The 15474-nt window shown below is 52.4% G+C and carries 13 protein-coding genes; 6 read left to right on the top strand and 7 right to left on the bottom strand.

Annotation, left to right across the window (positions count from 1 at the left end; translation table 11 throughout):
* Positions 1 to 5 precede the first annotated feature (5 nt).
* The 3 genes from fsa (at position 6) to ACJHX7_RS20150 (ending at position 2674) form a co-directional block, all read left to right on the top strand.
* Entirely contained in the window at positions 6 to 668 is a 663-nt protein-coding gene (fsa, locus tag ACJHX7_RS20140; protein ID WP_000424845.1) for a fructose-6-phosphate aldolase, read from the top strand.
* A gap of 10 nt (positions 669 to 678) precedes the next feature.
* Positions 679 to 1782 (top strand): bifunctional L-1,2-propanediol dehydrogenase/glycerol dehydrogenase, encoded by a 1104-nt coding sequence (gene gldA / locus ACJHX7_RS20145; RefSeq protein ID WP_000374017.1) that lies wholly within the window; start codon positions 679 to 681, stop codon positions 1780 to 1782.
* Between the two features lie 274 nt (positions 1783 to 2056).
* Entirely contained in the window at positions 2057 to 2674 is a 618-nt protein-coding gene (locus ACJHX7_RS20150) for a DUF1287 domain-containing protein (protein ID WP_094030216.1), read from the top strand.
* Between the two features lie 26 nt (positions 2675 to 2700).
* On the opposite strand, the gene yijE is transcribed toward ACJHX7_RS20150, so the two are convergent.
* The 4 genes from yijE to ACJHX7_RS20170 all read right to left on the bottom strand — a co-directional run bounded on the left by yijE (position 2701) and on the right by ACJHX7_RS20170 (position 9034).
* Positions 2701 to 3606: a cystine transporter YijE gene (gene yijE, locus ACJHX7_RS20155; protein WP_094030217.1), complete on the bottom strand. Its 906-nt coding sequence runs from the start codon at positions 3604 to 3606 to the stop codon at positions 2701 to 2703.
* 93 nt (positions 3607 to 3699) lie between these two features.
* Complete coding sequence (gene katG, locus ACJHX7_RS20160) at positions 3700 to 5880, bottom strand: catalase/peroxidase HPI (protein WP_001296626.1); 2181 nt, start codon at positions 5878 to 5880, stop codon at positions 3700 to 3702.
* Positions 5881 to 6208: 328 nt separating this feature from the next.
* Positions 6209 to 7099, bottom strand: a complete 891-nt coding sequence (gene metF / locus ACJHX7_RS20165; protein ID WP_000007512.1) for a methylenetetrahydrofolate reductase — start codon at positions 7097 to 7099, stop codon at positions 6209 to 6211.
* A gap of 381 nt (positions 7100 to 7480) precedes the next feature.
* On the bottom strand, positions 7481 to 9034 hold the full coding sequence (locus ACJHX7_RS20170; protein WP_094030218.1) for a bifunctional metallophosphatase/5'-nucleotidase: 1554 nt from the start codon (positions 9032 to 9034) through the stop codon (positions 7481 to 7483).
* 132 nt (positions 9035 to 9166) lie between these two features.
* Between ACJHX7_RS20170 and ACJHX7_RS20175 the strand changes: the two genes are divergently transcribed.
* Entirely contained in the window at positions 9167 to 10297 is a 1131-nt protein-coding gene (locus ACJHX7_RS20175; protein WP_000105527.1) for a hypothetical protein, read from the top strand.
* On the opposite strand, the gene metL is transcribed toward ACJHX7_RS20175, so the two are convergent.
* Together metL and metB are read right to left on the bottom strand one after the other, a co-directional pair.
* On the bottom strand, positions 10261 to 12693 hold the full coding sequence (gene metL, locus ACJHX7_RS20180) for a bifunctional aspartate kinase/homoserine dehydrogenase II (RefSeq protein WP_094030219.1): 2433 nt from the start codon (positions 12691 to 12693) through the stop codon (positions 10261 to 10263). The genes ACJHX7_RS20175 and metL overlap by 37 nt on opposite strands.
* A gap of 2 nt (positions 12694 to 12695) precedes the next feature.
* Positions 12696 to 13856 (bottom strand): cystathionine gamma-synthase, encoded by a 1161-nt coding sequence (gene metB, locus ACJHX7_RS20185; RefSeq protein ID WP_000197201.1) that lies wholly within the window; start codon positions 13854 to 13856, stop codon positions 12696 to 12698.
* A gap of 276 nt (positions 13857 to 14132) precedes the next feature.
* Here metB and metJ point away from each other — a divergent pair, with 276 nt between their 5' ends.
* Both metJ and ACJHX7_RS20195 read left to right on the top strand, forming a co-directional pair.
* The gene (metJ, locus tag ACJHX7_RS20190) at positions 14133 to 14450 is read left to right on the top strand and encodes a met regulon transcriptional regulator MetJ (RefSeq protein WP_000852812.1); all 318 of its coding nucleotides are present in this window, start codon (positions 14133 to 14135) and stop codon (positions 14448 to 14450) included.
* A 59-nt stretch (positions 14451 to 14509) separates the two neighbouring features.
* Positions 14510 to 15118: a YiiX family permuted papain-like enzyme gene (locus ACJHX7_RS20195; RefSeq protein WP_000702319.1), complete on the top strand. Its 609-nt coding sequence runs from the start codon at positions 14510 to 14512 to the stop codon at positions 15116 to 15118.
* A 60-nt stretch (positions 15119 to 15178) separates the two neighbouring features.
* On the opposite strand, the gene rpmE is transcribed toward ACJHX7_RS20195, so the two are convergent.
* The gene (rpmE, locus tag ACJHX7_RS20200) at positions 15179 to 15391 is read right to left on the bottom strand and encodes a 50S ribosomal protein L31 (RefSeq protein WP_000710769.1); all 213 of its coding nucleotides are present in this window, start codon (positions 15389 to 15391) and stop codon (positions 15179 to 15181) included.
* Positions 15392 to 15474: the final 83 nt, after the last annotated feature.

Raw genomic sequence — 15474 nt, forward strand, 5'->3', positions numbered from 1 at the left:
ACATCATGGAACTGTATCTGGACACCGCTAACGTCGCAGAAGTCGAACGTCTGGCACGCATATTCCCGATTGCCGGGGTGACAACTAACCCGAGCATTATCGCTGCCAGCAAGGAGTCCATATGGGAAGTGCTGCCGCGTCTGCAAAAAGCGATTGGTGATGAGGGCATTCTGTTTGCTCAGACCATGAGCCGCGACGCGCAGGGGATGGTGGAAGAAGCGAAGCGCCTGCGCGACGCCATTCCGGGCATTGTGGTGAAAATCCCGGTAACCTCTGAAGGTCTGGCAGCAATTAAAATGCTGAAGAAAGAAGGCATTACTACGCTGGGAACCGCAGTGTACAGCGCCGCGCAAGGATTACTGGCGGCGCTGGCTGGAGCCAAATACGTTGCTCCATACGTTAACCGCGTAGATGCCCAGGGCGGTGACGGCATTCGTACTGTACAGGAGTTGCAAGCGTTACTGGAAATGCATGCGCCAGAAAGCATGGTGCTGGCTGCCAGCTTTAAAACACCACGTCAGGCGCTGGATTGTTTGCTGGCTGGATGTGAATCCATCACACTGCCCTTAGATGTAGCGCAACAAATGCTTAACACCCCTGCGGTAGAGTCAGCTATAGAGAAGTTCGAGCACGACTGGAATGCCGCATTTGGCACTACTCATCTCTAAAGGAGTAATTATGGACCGCATTATTCAATCACCAGGTAAATACATCCAGGGCGCAGATGTAATTAATCGTCTGGGCGAGTACCTGAAGCCACTGGCGGAACGCTGGTTAGTGGTGGGTGACAAATTTGTTTTAGGTTTTGCTCAATCCACTGTCGAGAAAAGCTTTAAAGATGCTGGACTGGTAGTAGAAATTGCGCCGTTTGGCGGTGAATGTTCGCAAAATGAGATCGACCGTCTGCGTGGCATCGCGGAGACTGCGCAGTGTGGCGCAATTCTCGGTATCGGTGGCGGAAAAACCCTCGATACTGCCAAAGCACTGGCACATTTCATGGGTGTTCCGGTAGCGATCGCACCGACTATCGCCTCTACCGACGCACCGTGCAGTGCGTTGTCTGTTATCTACACCGATGAGGGTGAGTTTGACCGCTATCTGATGTTGCCAAATAACCCGAATATGGTCATTGTCGACACCAAAATCGTCGCTGGCGCACCTGCACGTCTGTTAGCGGCGGGTATCGGCGATGCGCTGGCAACCTGGTTTGAAGCACGCGCCTGTTCCCGTAGCGGCGCTACCACCATGGCGGGCGGCAAGTGCACTCAGGCAGCGCTGGCACTGGCTGAACTGTGCTACAACACCCTGCTGGAAGAAGGCGAAAAAGCGATGCTTGCCGCCGAACAGCATGTAGTGACTCCGGCGCTGGAGCGCGTGATTGAAGCGAACACCTATTTGAGCGGTGTTGGTTTTGAAAGCGGCGGGCTGGCGGCGGCACACGCGGTACATAACGGCCTGACCGCTATCCCGGACGCGCATCACTATTATCATGGTGAAAAAGTGGCATTCGGTACGCTGACGCAGCTGGTTCTGGAAAACGCGCCGGTGGAGGAAATCGAAACCGTAGCTGCGCTTAGCCATGCGGTAGGTTTGCCAATAACTCTCGCTCAACTGGATATTAAAGAAGATGTCCCGGCGAAAATGCGAATTGTGGCAGAAGCGGCATGTGCAGAAGGTGAAACCATTCACAACATGCCAGGCGGTGCAACGCCAGATCAGGTTTACGCCGCACTGCTGGTAGCCGACCAGTACGGTCAGCGTTTCCTGCAAGAGTGGGAATAACCTACTCCAAACTCCCGGCTTGTCCGGGAGTTTGAACGCAAAATTGCCTGATGCGCTACGCTTATCAGGCCTACGCAATCTCTGCAATATATTGAATTTGCGTGCTTTTGTAGGCCGGATAAGGCGTTCACGCCGCATCCGGCACTCTGTGCCAGTAATCTGAAACTCCCACGTTGTTCAGGAATTTTTTATCCGCTTCTGGACATTTTCTCTACAGAACAATCGTTAGCCCGGAAGGTCGAATCTGTGACTCTTATTTTCACGGACGAAACAGATGAAAGCTTCACTGGCGTTATTCAGTCTTCTGACGGTATTTACCAGTTACTCCTTAAAATCTCCCGCCGTTCCACCAACCGTGGTACAAATCCAGGCCAACAGCAATCTTGCCATCGCAGACGGTGCCAGACAGCAAATCGGCAGCACGCTATTTTACGATCCGGCGTATGTGCAGCTTACCTATCCTGGCGGTGATGTCCCGCAAGAACGCGGCGTATGTTCCGATGTGGTGATCCGTGCATTGCGCAGCCAGAAGGTCGATTTGCAGAAACTGGTGCACGAAGATATGGCGAAGAATTTTGCTGCGTACCCGCAAAAATGGCAGTTAAAGCGCCCGGACAGCAACATCGATCACCGTCGGGTGCCTAATCTGGAAACCTGGTTTACCCGCCACGATAAAACACGCCCCACCAGCAAGAACCCCAGTGACTATCAAGCGGGCGATATTGTCTCCTGGCGACTGGATAACGGGCTGGCACATATTGGGGTGGTGTCAGATGGCTTCGCCCGCGACGGTACGCCGCTGGTGATACATAACATTGGCGCAGGCGCGCAGGAAGAAGATGTACTGTTTAGCTGGCGGATGGTGGGACACTATCGGTATTTTGTTAAATAAGCGATCGCCCCACATGAAGAAAAAATTCAGATCCTTTTTACACTGACGGCTTCTTTTTTCTTACGGCTCACCAGCGCCAGTGCCAGCACAATCAGCACAATACCGCTACCTTCAACGGCCCCCGGATTCTCACCGAGCAGCCACCAGGAAAAGAGTACGCCGCAAACGGGAACGGCCAGTGTGCTTAAGCTGGCAATACTGGCAGGCAAGTTTTTCAGCACAAACAACCATAAGCTCCACGCCAGCGCCGTCGCCAGAATCGCACTGTAGGCCAGAGCCCAGAACACGGTGGGTTGCCAGTCAATTTCACGTTGCGGCACCAGTAAAGCGACCGCACTCATCACCAGCGCCGCATAAAGCATCTGCCAGGATGTTAACGACAATAAATCCACGCGTGGATGGCGGGCGTATAGGCGTTTCGCGACAATCGCGCTCGCCCCCCAACTAACACCGGAGAGGATTGCCAGCATGGCACTTTTCATCGAAGAGAAATCGAGTTGCCACGGCTGCAACACCAAAAATAAGCCGAAAGCGGCAATCAGTATCGCGAAATATTGCCCACGTCGCAGGCGTTCACCGAGAAACAACGCGGCGAAAATCACCACCCAGAACGGCATGGTATAGCTCAGGATCGCCACCTTCCCCGCTCCTCCGCTGACCAGCGCCCACTGCGCCAGGCCAACCATCCCACAGGTTTGTAACAGGGCAATGGCTAAGGTGTATTTAAACGGTGTCGGGCGCATTCCGCGACCACGTAATAAAAGGACGATGAATAAAACGAGAGCGCCGAAAATGCAGCGTAAGGCGGTGAAGTCGAAGGCACCGATGTAGCTGGTGACTTGCTTCATGAAAATCCAGCTATAACTCCAGATAAGTGTGAGCACAACCAGGCCACTGATTGCCAGTGGGTTGCTCTTTCCTGCGGCAGACATGAGAGATCCAGTGTGTAGTTTTCCTGTGGACACTATACGCCGGTAAAGAAACTTCAGCGACTGCCTGAAAGGCAGTCGCTGAAGAAGGTCAGATTACAGCAGGTCGAAACGGTCGAGGTTCATCACTTTCACCCACGCTGCCACGAAGTCTTTAACAAACTTCTCGTGGGCATCGCTGCTGGCGTAAACTTCCGCCACCGCACGCAGGACAGAGTTAGAACCAAAGACCAGATCCGCACGGCTGGCTGTGTATTTCACTTCGCCGGTTTCGCGGTCACGGCCTTCGAACAGCTCTTTCGATTCGTCGGTCGCTTTCCACTCGTAACGCATATCCAGCAAGTTCACGAAGAAGTCATTGCTCAATACGCCAACGCGGTCAGTGAAGACGCCGTTTTTGCTGCCATCGAAGTTGGCACCCAGTACGCGCATCCCGCCCACCAGCGCAGTCATTTCCGGCGCGGTCAGGGTCAGTTGCTGGGCTTTATCAATCAGCAGTGACTCGGTGGTGGAAACGTCCAGACGAGCGCGATAGTTACGGAAACCGTCAGCAATTGGCTCCAGCAGTTCGAACATCTCAATGTCAGTCTGATCCTGACGCGCATCAACGCGACCCGGCGCAAACGGTACATGAATGCTCAAACCTGCGGCGCTTGCGGCTTTCTCAACACCAACCACACCAGCCAGCACGATGATATCCGCCAGCGAAGCTTTACCAGACTCTTTCTGAATTTTCTCCAGAACTGGCAGAGCACGAACGGCTGCGGCGTTCACATCCCAGTCGCGCTGCGGCATTAATGCCAGACGTGCACCATTGGCACCACCACGTTTGTCGCCACCACGGAAGGTAGAAGCAGACGCCCAGGCCACCGATACCAGCTCGCTGACAGACAGACCAGAATCCGCAATCGCGAATTTCAGATCGATAATGTCCTGCTCGGTCGGGTTGTAGATCGGCTGCGGCAGCGGATCTTGCCAGATCAGATCTTCTTTCGGTACTTCCGGCCCGATGTAGCGAGATTTCGGCCCCATATCCCTGTGCGTCAGTTTGAACCAGGCACGGGCAAAGGCTTCGTTGAACGCCTGCGGATCGTTGAGGAAACGACGAGAAATCTTCTCGAACTCAGGATCAAAACGCAGCGTCAGGTCGGTCACCAGCATTGTCGGTTTACGTTTCTTCGACGGATCGAACGGATCCGGGATAATTTCCGGTGCGTCTACCGCTTCAAACTGGATTGCGCCAGCCGGGCTGCGGGTCTGTACCCACTCATATTTGAACAGGTTCTCGAAGAAATAGTTGCTCCACTGGGTCGGTGTCTGGGTCCAGACCACTTCCAGACCAGAGGTGATGGCATCTGCGCCAACGCCGCTGCCGTAAGTGCTCGCCCAGCCTAAACCTTGTTCTTCAATCGGTGCAGCTTCTGGATCAGGACCTACATTTGATGTCGGACCGGCACCGTGAGTTTTACCCAGCGTATGACCACCCGCAATCAGCGCCACGGTTTCTTCGTCGTTCATGCCCATGTTGCCGAAGGTCGCGCGGATAGCTGCTGCCGCAGAAAGCGGTTCGCCGCTGTGATCCGGGCCTTCCGGGTTAACGTAAATCAGGCCCATCTCGGTTGCGCCCAGCGGTGCTTTCGCCAGTGCTTCCGGATGACGGTGGGTCAGCCAGGCTTTTTCATCACCCCAGTTAACATCCAGATCCGGTTCCCAGACATCTTCACGACCGGCACCAAAACCGAAGGTACGGAAGCCGGAGTTTTCCAGCGCCACGTTACCCGCGAGGATAAACAGGTCGGCCCAGGAGATTTTCTGACCATATTTCTGTTTGATTGGCCACAGCAGGCGACGCGCTTTATCGAGGCTTACGTTATCCGGCCAGGAGTTCAGCGGTGCAAAACGTTGCTGACCACGACCCGCGCCGCCGCGTCCGTCGATGGAACGGTAAGTACCCGCGCCGTGCCAGGCCATACGAATAAACAGACCGGCATAGCTGCCCCAGTCGGCAGGCCACCACGGCTGAGATTCTGTCAGCAGGGCTTTCAGATCTTTTTTCAGGCCGTAGTAATCTAATTTGCTGAATTCTTTGCGGTAGTCAAAGTCCTCACCCAGCGGGTTAGAACGATTAGAATGTTGGTTTAACAGGTCAACACGGAGTTGATTTGGCCACCAGTCGCGCGTGGTTGTGCCCCCACCTGCGCTCTGGTCGTGACCGCCCTGATGGAACGGGCATTTGCCAGTGGCTGTCGTGTTATGGATATCGTCTGACGTGCTCATCAATGTGCTCCCCTCTACAGTGTTACCGTTACGATACACAGCGTTAGAGAGAAGTTATAATTGAATTAATCCACGGATGCGATAGTTGAGATCTTACATATTGTTGGTTAAAGAGATGTAGATCAAATTGATCGTAATTAAGCTTTTTTGATTATGTCCGAATTCGGACAAATGCTTTATAAAAAAGGGTTTTAGCTTCATATCCGTCAAGTAATGAGGGAGAAAACAAGGCTGACAACCTTATTTTCCCGCCCTCATTTCGAGGCAGCATTTTGTGCTCTGTTTAAAATTTGTGATCGCAGTGTGATTTTCACAAAAGTCACAGTATTTATAAACCAGGTCGAACACCCAGCGTATGGCAAATCGCGTAACTCATTTCAGCACGGTTAAGCGTATAGAAGTGGAAATCTTTCACTCCTTCACGGCTTAAAATCTTCACCATATCCATGGCGATATTCGCGCCCACCAGCTTGCGGGTTTCGGCATCATCATCAAGCCCGTCGAACATTTGTGCCATCCACGCCGGAATACGCACATTGGTCATGTCGGCAAATTTCTTCGCCTGTTTAAAGTTAGATACCGGCAAAATGCCCGGAATGATTTCCACATCAATGCCTGCCGATACGCAGCGGTCACGAAAACGCAGGTAGCTTTCGACATCAAAGAAGAACTGAGTAATCGCGCGGTTGGCTCCGGCATCGACTTTGCGTTTCAGGTTGAGCAAATCCGCCTGAGCGCTTTTTGCTTCCGGGTGAACCTCCGGATACGCCGCCACGGAGATATCGAAATCTGCCACTTCTTTTAACAGCGTCACCAGGTCAGAAGCATACATTTCCGGCTTACCGCTTCCCGGCGGCAGATCGCCACGCAGCGCCACGATATGACGAATACCGTTATTCCAGTAGTCACGTGCAATGGTGCGCAGCTCGTCGGGCGTCGCATCAATGCAAGTAAGATGCGGTGCCGCTTCCAGACCAGTGCGATCTTTAATGCCTTTAATAATGCTGTGCGTACGGTCACGCTCGCCGGAGTTCGCGCCATAGGTCACCGACACAAACTTCGGTTTCAGGTTGCTAAGGCGATCGATGGAGTTCCACAGGGTCTGCTCCATTTCACTGGTACGCGGCGGGAAAAACTCGAACGAAACGTTAATCTGCCCCTGGACTTCTGCCAGACTCTGATTCAGGGCATCCCGCTGGCTGGCGTGAAAAAAGCTCATACCTTACCTCATCAATCGCTTGTAGTTATATGTTGTGTTGTGAACATCTATCCATTTAGACGTCCAGATGTAAAGATGAAGGAAAAGCCGAAGGGCGTCAACCGAAAAATGACCAATGATGGTGAGGAAAAATCAGGGAAGTTGAAAAAAACTCATCTTAATTAGAGGCGATAAAAGATTTCTCTATAGCGCAATCCACCTCGCACGTTTTGACTGATATTCTGACAACACAGCGACACCTGGGCTTATTCGAAAAACAACGTCCTGCCACCGGATGGTGATGCTAAGGCATCTGATTCGGCCTGCACCCTCGCGTAGGCCGAATACTGGATCTGCAAAATCAACGGGTAACAAACAAATGAATCAACTCAATACGTACTTTTACTTGATATCTTTCACGCGCATACCGTTGATCTGTTCATCCGTAATGGTATTACCCGCTTTGAAGTAATCAACCACGGCGTGATAAACGTAATAACCGCCCGTTGTGTTACGCGCTTTCCCTTCGGTAAAGGCGGTAAAACCATCTCCACCATCAGCAAGGAAACTCTGAGTAGCAATGTGGTAAATCGTCGCATCTTCAATGGGTTTGCCATTCAGAGTCAGCGTGATTACCCGCTGACCAACCGGCTTACTGCTGTCGTACTTCATTTCCAGGCCTTTCGATACCTGTAAAACGCCATTACTTAAACTTGCGCCGTGTTCCATCAAACTGCGTAATTGTTTACCCGTGAGTTCCATCGTCACCAGTTCGTTGGGGAACGGGAAGGTACTGATGACGCCGCCCATCGTAATCGCCCCTGCGGGGATCTCATTGCGAATGCCGCCAGAGTTGGTTAACGCCAATTGGGTGTTTTTACCCGCCGCTACCAGTAAAGCATCAGCCGCCAGGTTCCCGAGGGAAGCCGATTCACCATAGGCACGTTTTAATTCAACCGGCGATTGCGCGACCGTTTGTTGCACCACTTCATCAAGCTTTTTATTCCAGCCGTCGATCACCTGTTTTGTTTGCGGATCGGGCTTCCACTCGTCGGCGTAAATGGTTTTAAGCTCGAAGTTTTTCACCGTAAAATCATGCGGCTTCTCTTTGTAGTCCAGTACCAGTTTACCGACATCAATCCCACCGCTGTCAGTGGAGAGGATGAGCGTATTGCCGACTTTAATCGGTTCCGGCGTACCCACATGTGCATGTCCGGTGATCAAAATATCCAGCCCTTTCACCTGACTTGCCGTCTGAATATCTTTATCCAGTGCGCGGCGCACATCTGTGCCCCCCATACTGGACTGGCGGGCCGGAACACCTTCGTGAATCAGCGCAACGGTCAAATCAACCTTGCCTTTGAGTTCATCGATATAACGTTGTAGCCATTTAATTTCATCACGCGCCTCAATACCCACTCGCGTTGCCGCAGATACCGTATCATTAAAGGCAAATACACCGTGCAAACCAATCACGCCAATTTTCACGCCGTCTTTTTCAATGATGGTATAGGGCTTATCCCAGAATGATTTACTGCTGTTCTGATAAAAAACATTACCCTGCACAATCGGGAATTTTGCCTGACTCAACTGTAATAACGTATTGTCCCAGCCGTGATCAAATTCATGATTACCTATAGTGACCGCATCGAATGGCATGGTATTCATAATATCGATAATCGCCTTGCCTTTAGTCAGGCTGCTGATATACGGCCCGGTAAAATAGTCACCCGCATCAAAAAACCAGGTCGCTTTGTTTTTAGCTTTTTCTTGTTTAACAAGCGTAGTGATATTTGCCCAGCCGCCAATATCTCGTTTACCGTCAGCAATCCACGGCACTTTATAAGGCTCTACATGTGCATGGAGGTCGTTGGTATAAATGATGGTGACATCTTTGGCGCAAGCCCAAAACGGCAGTGTTAATGCGATACCCGCAGCAAGCATTTTAATTTTCATAAACAATCCCTTCCAGTGAGATAAAGGATTGCTACATTACGTTCTGAAAGAGTTATTTATGTGAGAGCAATCACATCCACAAGGGAGCGTTGCCGGACAAAATCAACGACCTTGTGAAATCGTTGGTGATATATGTCGACTCTGTTTACGATTAATGCCTGCAAGTCGTTTGGTTGCCGTAATTTAGGGCAGCCAACTTCGACAGATTACAGCTGGCCAGACTATCGACTGGGTTATCCGGCACTGCACTGTCGGGCATGTGGAAGTTACCCGCCGTTGTTTGACGAACAGCAATTTCGTGACTGGTTGTCAGTTCACTTATCTACTTTTGCAACTGAGAAAGGTCATTTCTGCCCGGTATGTTATGGCACAAAGACGATTTGTTATGGCCACAATCCACAGGGGTCGCAACGCATTCAATGTCGTAACTGCAAAAAAGTCTGGACACCTAAACAATATCAGAAAGAAATAACGCCTCCTGAAATAATCGAAACGGTTGCTCTTCTGGTGCCATTTCAGGGAGCCAGCGGCGGGCAGAAACTGTATGTTTTAATCAGTTTTGATGCTCTTCGCGGTAATATTCTTCATCTTTCTACTAATTACACGCAGCATCAGGCTGGAGAAAGTCTGCATTATCGATACAGAGGGAATGCAGAACCAGAGTTACACGAGAGTAATATTGTACAACGCGTTGATATGCGCGAAGCACAATTTCTACGCCGCAGTCAGTTTGATGAAATTCAGTATGGCAGCGCAGCGCTCAAACGCAATGCTAAAGGTGTTATTCTGCGTCCGGTTATCACAGCGCACGGGCATTTTAGAGTACTGAATATTTTATTCCCTACAGTAAAAACACATGTAATTTCACACGAGTGTTTTTTAAGAGGTGCGATTATTACGGCCTGGGCAGAACTGTTTCGCCAACAGCAAGGTGAGATTTGGTTTATTGAAGAGGAAATAGCTGACTATACCGATAATACGCCCTGGCGTTTTCAGGGAAAAACTTATCACGGCTGGTGGAAAAATCAGTGGCAACTCTGGGTTCAGGGCAAAAATCGTAAAATGGTATGTGCATTAACGGGCGGAAATAACAGCAAAGCTGTAATGCTCTCTTTCGCAACCAGCAGACATTTTATCGACTGGCTACATAAACAAGCAGTATTTACTCACAGCACCCCGCTTTCCGCAGGGCGCGTTACGCAAATACTGCTTTCTCTGGCTCAGGATTACAACAACTGCGCCAGACGGTTAATATCCGACTGAATCGCCCCGGCGGTGACGTCGCGCCCTGCACCTGGCCCGCGGATCACCAGCGGGTTGTCGCGATACCAGCGGCTTTCGATGGCAAAGACGTTATCGCACGGTAGTAGTGATGCCAGCGGATGGTCTTCTCGCACCGCTTCCACGCCTACTCGCGCTTTGCCGTTGGCATCGAAACGCGCCACGTAGCGCAACACCAGCCCCATTTCACGGGCCGCTTCCAACCGTTGTACCATCTGCTCATTAAGTTCATCGCCATTTTCAAAGAAATGGTCGATGCTTCCACCTTCGCAATGGGTTGGCACCAGTGATTCAACACGCACCTGGTCCGGTTCAATGTTGTAACCCGCTTCACGCGCCAGAATCACCAGCTTGCGCATCACGTCTTTGCCGGAGAGGTCATCACGCGGGTCAGGTTCAGTTAAGCCCTGCTGCCACGCCTGATCCACCAGCTCGGTAAACGGCACGCTACCGTCGAATTGCAGGAACAGCCAGGAGAGCGTGCCGGAGAAGATCCCGCTGATCGACAAAATAGTATCGCCGCTGTCGATCAGATCGCGCACGGTGTGGTTGATCGGCAAGCCTGCGCCGACGGTGGCGTTGTACAGCCAGTGACGCCCGGTTTTTTCGAAGGCGTCGTGGATCTGGCGATATTTATTGCTGTCGCTCGCTCCTGCCAGTTTGTTGGCACTGATGACGTGGAAACCGTGGCTGGCGAAATCAAGATACTGGTCGGCAAGCTGCTGGCTGGCGGTAACGTCCAGCACCACTAAATCATCATACGGATGGGCGCGCATCCACAGGAACAGCGACTCTTCATCCTGCTCGACCGCTTCATCGTTGAAGAAGGCTAACGCGCGGCTGGCGTCCAGCCCGTCATAGCTCAACAGGCTGCGGCGGCTGTCCACCACGCCTGCCAGCACAAATTCAAAGCCGGTACGCGCCGAAAGCGTGCTCTGCTCACGGGCGAACAGTTCCAGCCAGCGGGAACCGATATTGCCCTTGCCGAACAGTACCAGGCCGATGCGTTTTTCTGCGCGGAAGACGGACTGATGCAGCCCCTGAATCAGGCTTTCGGTCGGGCCGGTGCGCAGTACTGCCACCAGGCTGATGCCGTCATCCGACTGCCAGGTAAATTCGACCGGCTGGCCTTTCAGTTGCTGCCAGAAGCGGTGGCAATGCAGCGGGTTACGGGTTACGCCCGCCCCAACCATCGCCACCAGCGCCAGCCCCTGACGCAGGCGCAGTTCGCCAGGTAATCCCGCTTCGTCGAGGATTTTCAGCGCACTGTCGGCCACTTCTGAGGTGTAGCAAAATTGCAGCAACTGGCGATCGTTATGTACGCCAACCGCCAGTGGGCGCACCTGAGCACGTTTCAGGATCTGGTCGATCTCTTTATGCGCCAGTTTGAAATCCTGGCTGGTGGGCACCTGAAACTCAATCAAGCAGACATCATCGTGGCTGGTGACAATACGCGCGCCAGTACCGGAAGCCAGCACGCGTTCAATGCGCGTGGAACCTTGATCCGGCGTGTAGCTACAGCGCAGTTGCAGGTCGATTTCACTACCGGATACTGGCTGTAAAGTACGGGCGTGAAGAACGGGGGCCGCCAGACGCGCCAGTTCACTGGCTTCATCAAGACGCAGCAATGGCAGCAGACAGGCATCTTTCACTTTACGCGGGTCGGCACTGTATACCCCGGCGACATCGCTCCAAATGGTTACGCGGGAAACACCCGCCAGCGCACCGATTTGTGTCGCGGAATAGTCGGAACCGTTACGCCCCAGCAGCACCGTTTCACCGGCGTTGTTACGGCTGATAAACCCGGTCACCACCAGACGTTTGCCCGGATGTTGTACCAGTAGCTGTTGCAGCAACGGGTAAGAAAGCCCTTCATCAACCTGCGGCTGCGCGGCGCGTTCAGCGCGTAAAAACTCGCGGGCATCAAGCCAGGCCGCTGGCAGCCCTTGTTGATTAAGTACCGCAGACATCAGGCGCGCCGACCACACTTCACCGTGGCCCACCACTTCCGCATACACCGCATCGTTAATACCGCTGTCGAGCAGCGCCGCCAGGCGTTCCAGATCGCTGACAAAAGCGCTAATGAGGCTATCGGCTTCTTCAGCGGGTAGCAGGCCGCTAATCAGATCGCACTGATAACGACGCAGCGTTTGTTGAACCTGATGCGCAGAGAGACGATCGGTCTGGCTTAGTTTCAACCAGTTAATCAACTGGTTAGTGGTGCTACCGGCGGCGGAAACCACCATCATATCGTCAGGCTGAGAGTACTCCGCCATAATGCCCGCGACACGCAAATAACACTTCACATCAGCCAGACTACTGCCACCAAATTTATGCAGTTGACGACCTTTCGCCCCTGCCTGCGCAATCACACTCATTTTTACCCCTTGTTTGCAGCCCGGAAGCCATTTTCCAGGTCGGCAATTAAATCTTCGCCATCTTCAATACCGGTGGAGATACGCAGCAGCGTCTCGGAGATCCCGGCGGCAGCACGCGCTTCTGGTGCCATGCCTGCATGTGTCATGGTTGCGGCGTGAGAGATTAAACTTTCCACTCCCCCTAATGATTCCGCCAGCGTAAACAACGACAGCCCACCCAGGAAACGACGCAGCGTCTGCTCATCGCCATCCAGTTCAAAACTCAACATTGCGCCAAAGCCTTTTTGCTGGCGCGCAGCAATTTCATGCCCCTGATTTTCCGGCAGCGACGGGTGATACAGTTTTTTCACCAACGGCTGGGTTTGCAGATATTTCACAATCGCCTGCGCGTTGCGCTGGGCCAGCTCCATACGCGGCACCAGAGTTCGCAAACCGCGTAGCAGCAGATAGCTGTCAAACGCGCCGCCCGTCACGCCAATATTGTTTGCCCACCAGGCAAGTTCAGTGACAACGTCCGGATCTTTAGCAATCACCACGCCGGCCACCACGTCTGAGTGACCGTTCAGATATTTCGTGCATGAATGCAACACCAGATCGGCACCTAATGCCAGTGGATTTTGTAATGCCGGGCTTAAGAAGGTGTTATCCACCACGCTCACCGCCCCGACTTCCCTTGCCAGATGGCAGATTTTCGCAATATCCACGACGCGTAACAATGGATTACTTGGGCTTTCTACCAGTACCAGTTTGGGGTTTTCTGCCAGCGCTGCCCGTAATGCCTGTTCATCGCCTTGATCAACAAACAACACGCGATAGCAACCGCGTTTTGCCAGACTGTCGAACAGGCGATAGCTACCTCCGTAGCAGTCGTGTGGCGCAACCAGCAGATCGCCAGGTTTCAAAAAGACGGTAGTGACCAGGTGAATCGCGGACATGCCGGTATTAGTAAGTACGGCACCGGCACCGCCTTCCAGTTCTGCCAGCGCACGCTGAACCACATCGCGCGTTGGGTTGCCACGACGCGAGTAATCATGCGCGCGCGGTTCATTAAATCCGGTAAAGTTATAGGTGCTGGAAAGATGGATGGGAGGGACAACGCAACCATACTGTTCGTCGTCATTTAACCCGCTACGCACTGCGATGGTGGCCTGTTTACGCGTCATGTGATGAAGTTCCCTGGGCTTGGTCGGTGAAATGTCAGGCACCAGAGTAAACATTGTGTTAATGGACGTCAATACATCTGGACATCTAAACTTCTTTGCGTATAGATTGAGCAAATCCCAAATAGCCGTTAAAATTATATGCATTATCACGCCGACAGGTGCATTACACGATGTCACGGTAACGCCTGTACGGTAAACTATGCGGGTTTACGGTCAGTACCCATATTAACTGTGTGGTCTGGTCTCAATTTATTGACGAAGAGGATTAAGTATCTCATGGCTGAATGGAGCGGCGAATATATCAGCCCATACGCTGAGCACGGCAAGAAGAGTGAACAAGTCAAAAAGATTACGGTTTCCATTCCTCTTAAGGTGTTAAAAATCCTCACCGATGAACGCACGCGTCGTCAGGTGAACAACCTGCGTCACGCGACCAACAGCGAGCTGCTGTGCGAAGCGTTTCTGCATGCCTTTACCGGGCAACCTCTGCCGGATGATGCCGATCTGCGTAAAGAGCGCAGCGACGAAATCCCGGAAGCGGCAAAAGAGATCATGCGTGAGATGGGGATTAACCCGGAGACGTGGGAATACTAAAGCGGAAAAGAGCGGCGCGGAGTTAACCAGCCGCTTTTTTCATACATGGACGTTTAACGATGAAAATCAGGCTACTGATCCCCGGCCTGCTGGTTTCTGTGCCTGCATTTGCCTGGCAACCACAAACCGGCGACATCATCTTTCAGGTCTCTCGCTCATCGCAAAGTAAAGCGATCCAACTGGCGACCCATTCCGATTACAGCCACACCGGTATGCTGGTGATACGCAACAAAAAGCCCTACGTTTTTGAAGCGGTCGGCCCGGTGAAATACACCCCGCTCAAGCAGTGGATTGCCCATGGTGAAAAGGGCAAATACGTTGTTCGCCGCGTTGAAGGCGGACTGAGTGTTGAACAACAGCAAAAACTGGCGCAAACGGCAAAACGTTATCTCGGCAAACCGTACGATTTCAGCTTCTCGTGGAGCGACGATCGCCAGTACTGTTCGGAAGTGGTGTGGAAGGTTTATCAGAATGCGCTGGGAATGCGCGTAGGCGAACAGCAGAAGTTGAAAGAGTTCGATCTCAGCAACCCGCTGGTCCAGGCGAAGCTCAAAGAACGCTACGGCAAAAATATTCCGCTTGAGGAAACGGTAGTTTCACCCCAAGCCGTTTTCGACGCGCCACAACTCACCACAGTCGCCAAAGAATGGCCGCTGTTTTCGTGGTAATACGACCAAAATTCAGGCACAAAAAAAGCGCCGTGCGGCGCTTTTTTCGGAAATCCGGTCTTATTTGCTGCCCGGGATGTTGAAACGCTTGTTGAAGCGGTCAACACGGCCACCGGTAGCAACATCACGCTGTTTGCCAGTGAAGAACGGGTGGCACTTGCTGCACACGTCGAGGTTCAGGTCATGACCAACGGTGGAGCGGATTTTCATTACGTTACCGCAAGAGCAGCTAGCAGTAATTTCTTCGTATTTCGGGTGAATATCTTTTTTCATGGGAAAACCTCGGTTTAAGGCCGCGTCGCTCTTCCAGCCCTAACGCCAGACACCACGCGATGTTAAAAGTATAGCTTCAATAC

It is taken from the genome of Escherichia sp. WS1451 (genome assembly GCF_046487365.1).
Classification (GTDB): domain Bacteria; phylum Pseudomonadota; class Gammaproteobacteria; order Enterobacterales; family Enterobacteriaceae; genus Escherichia; species Escherichia coli.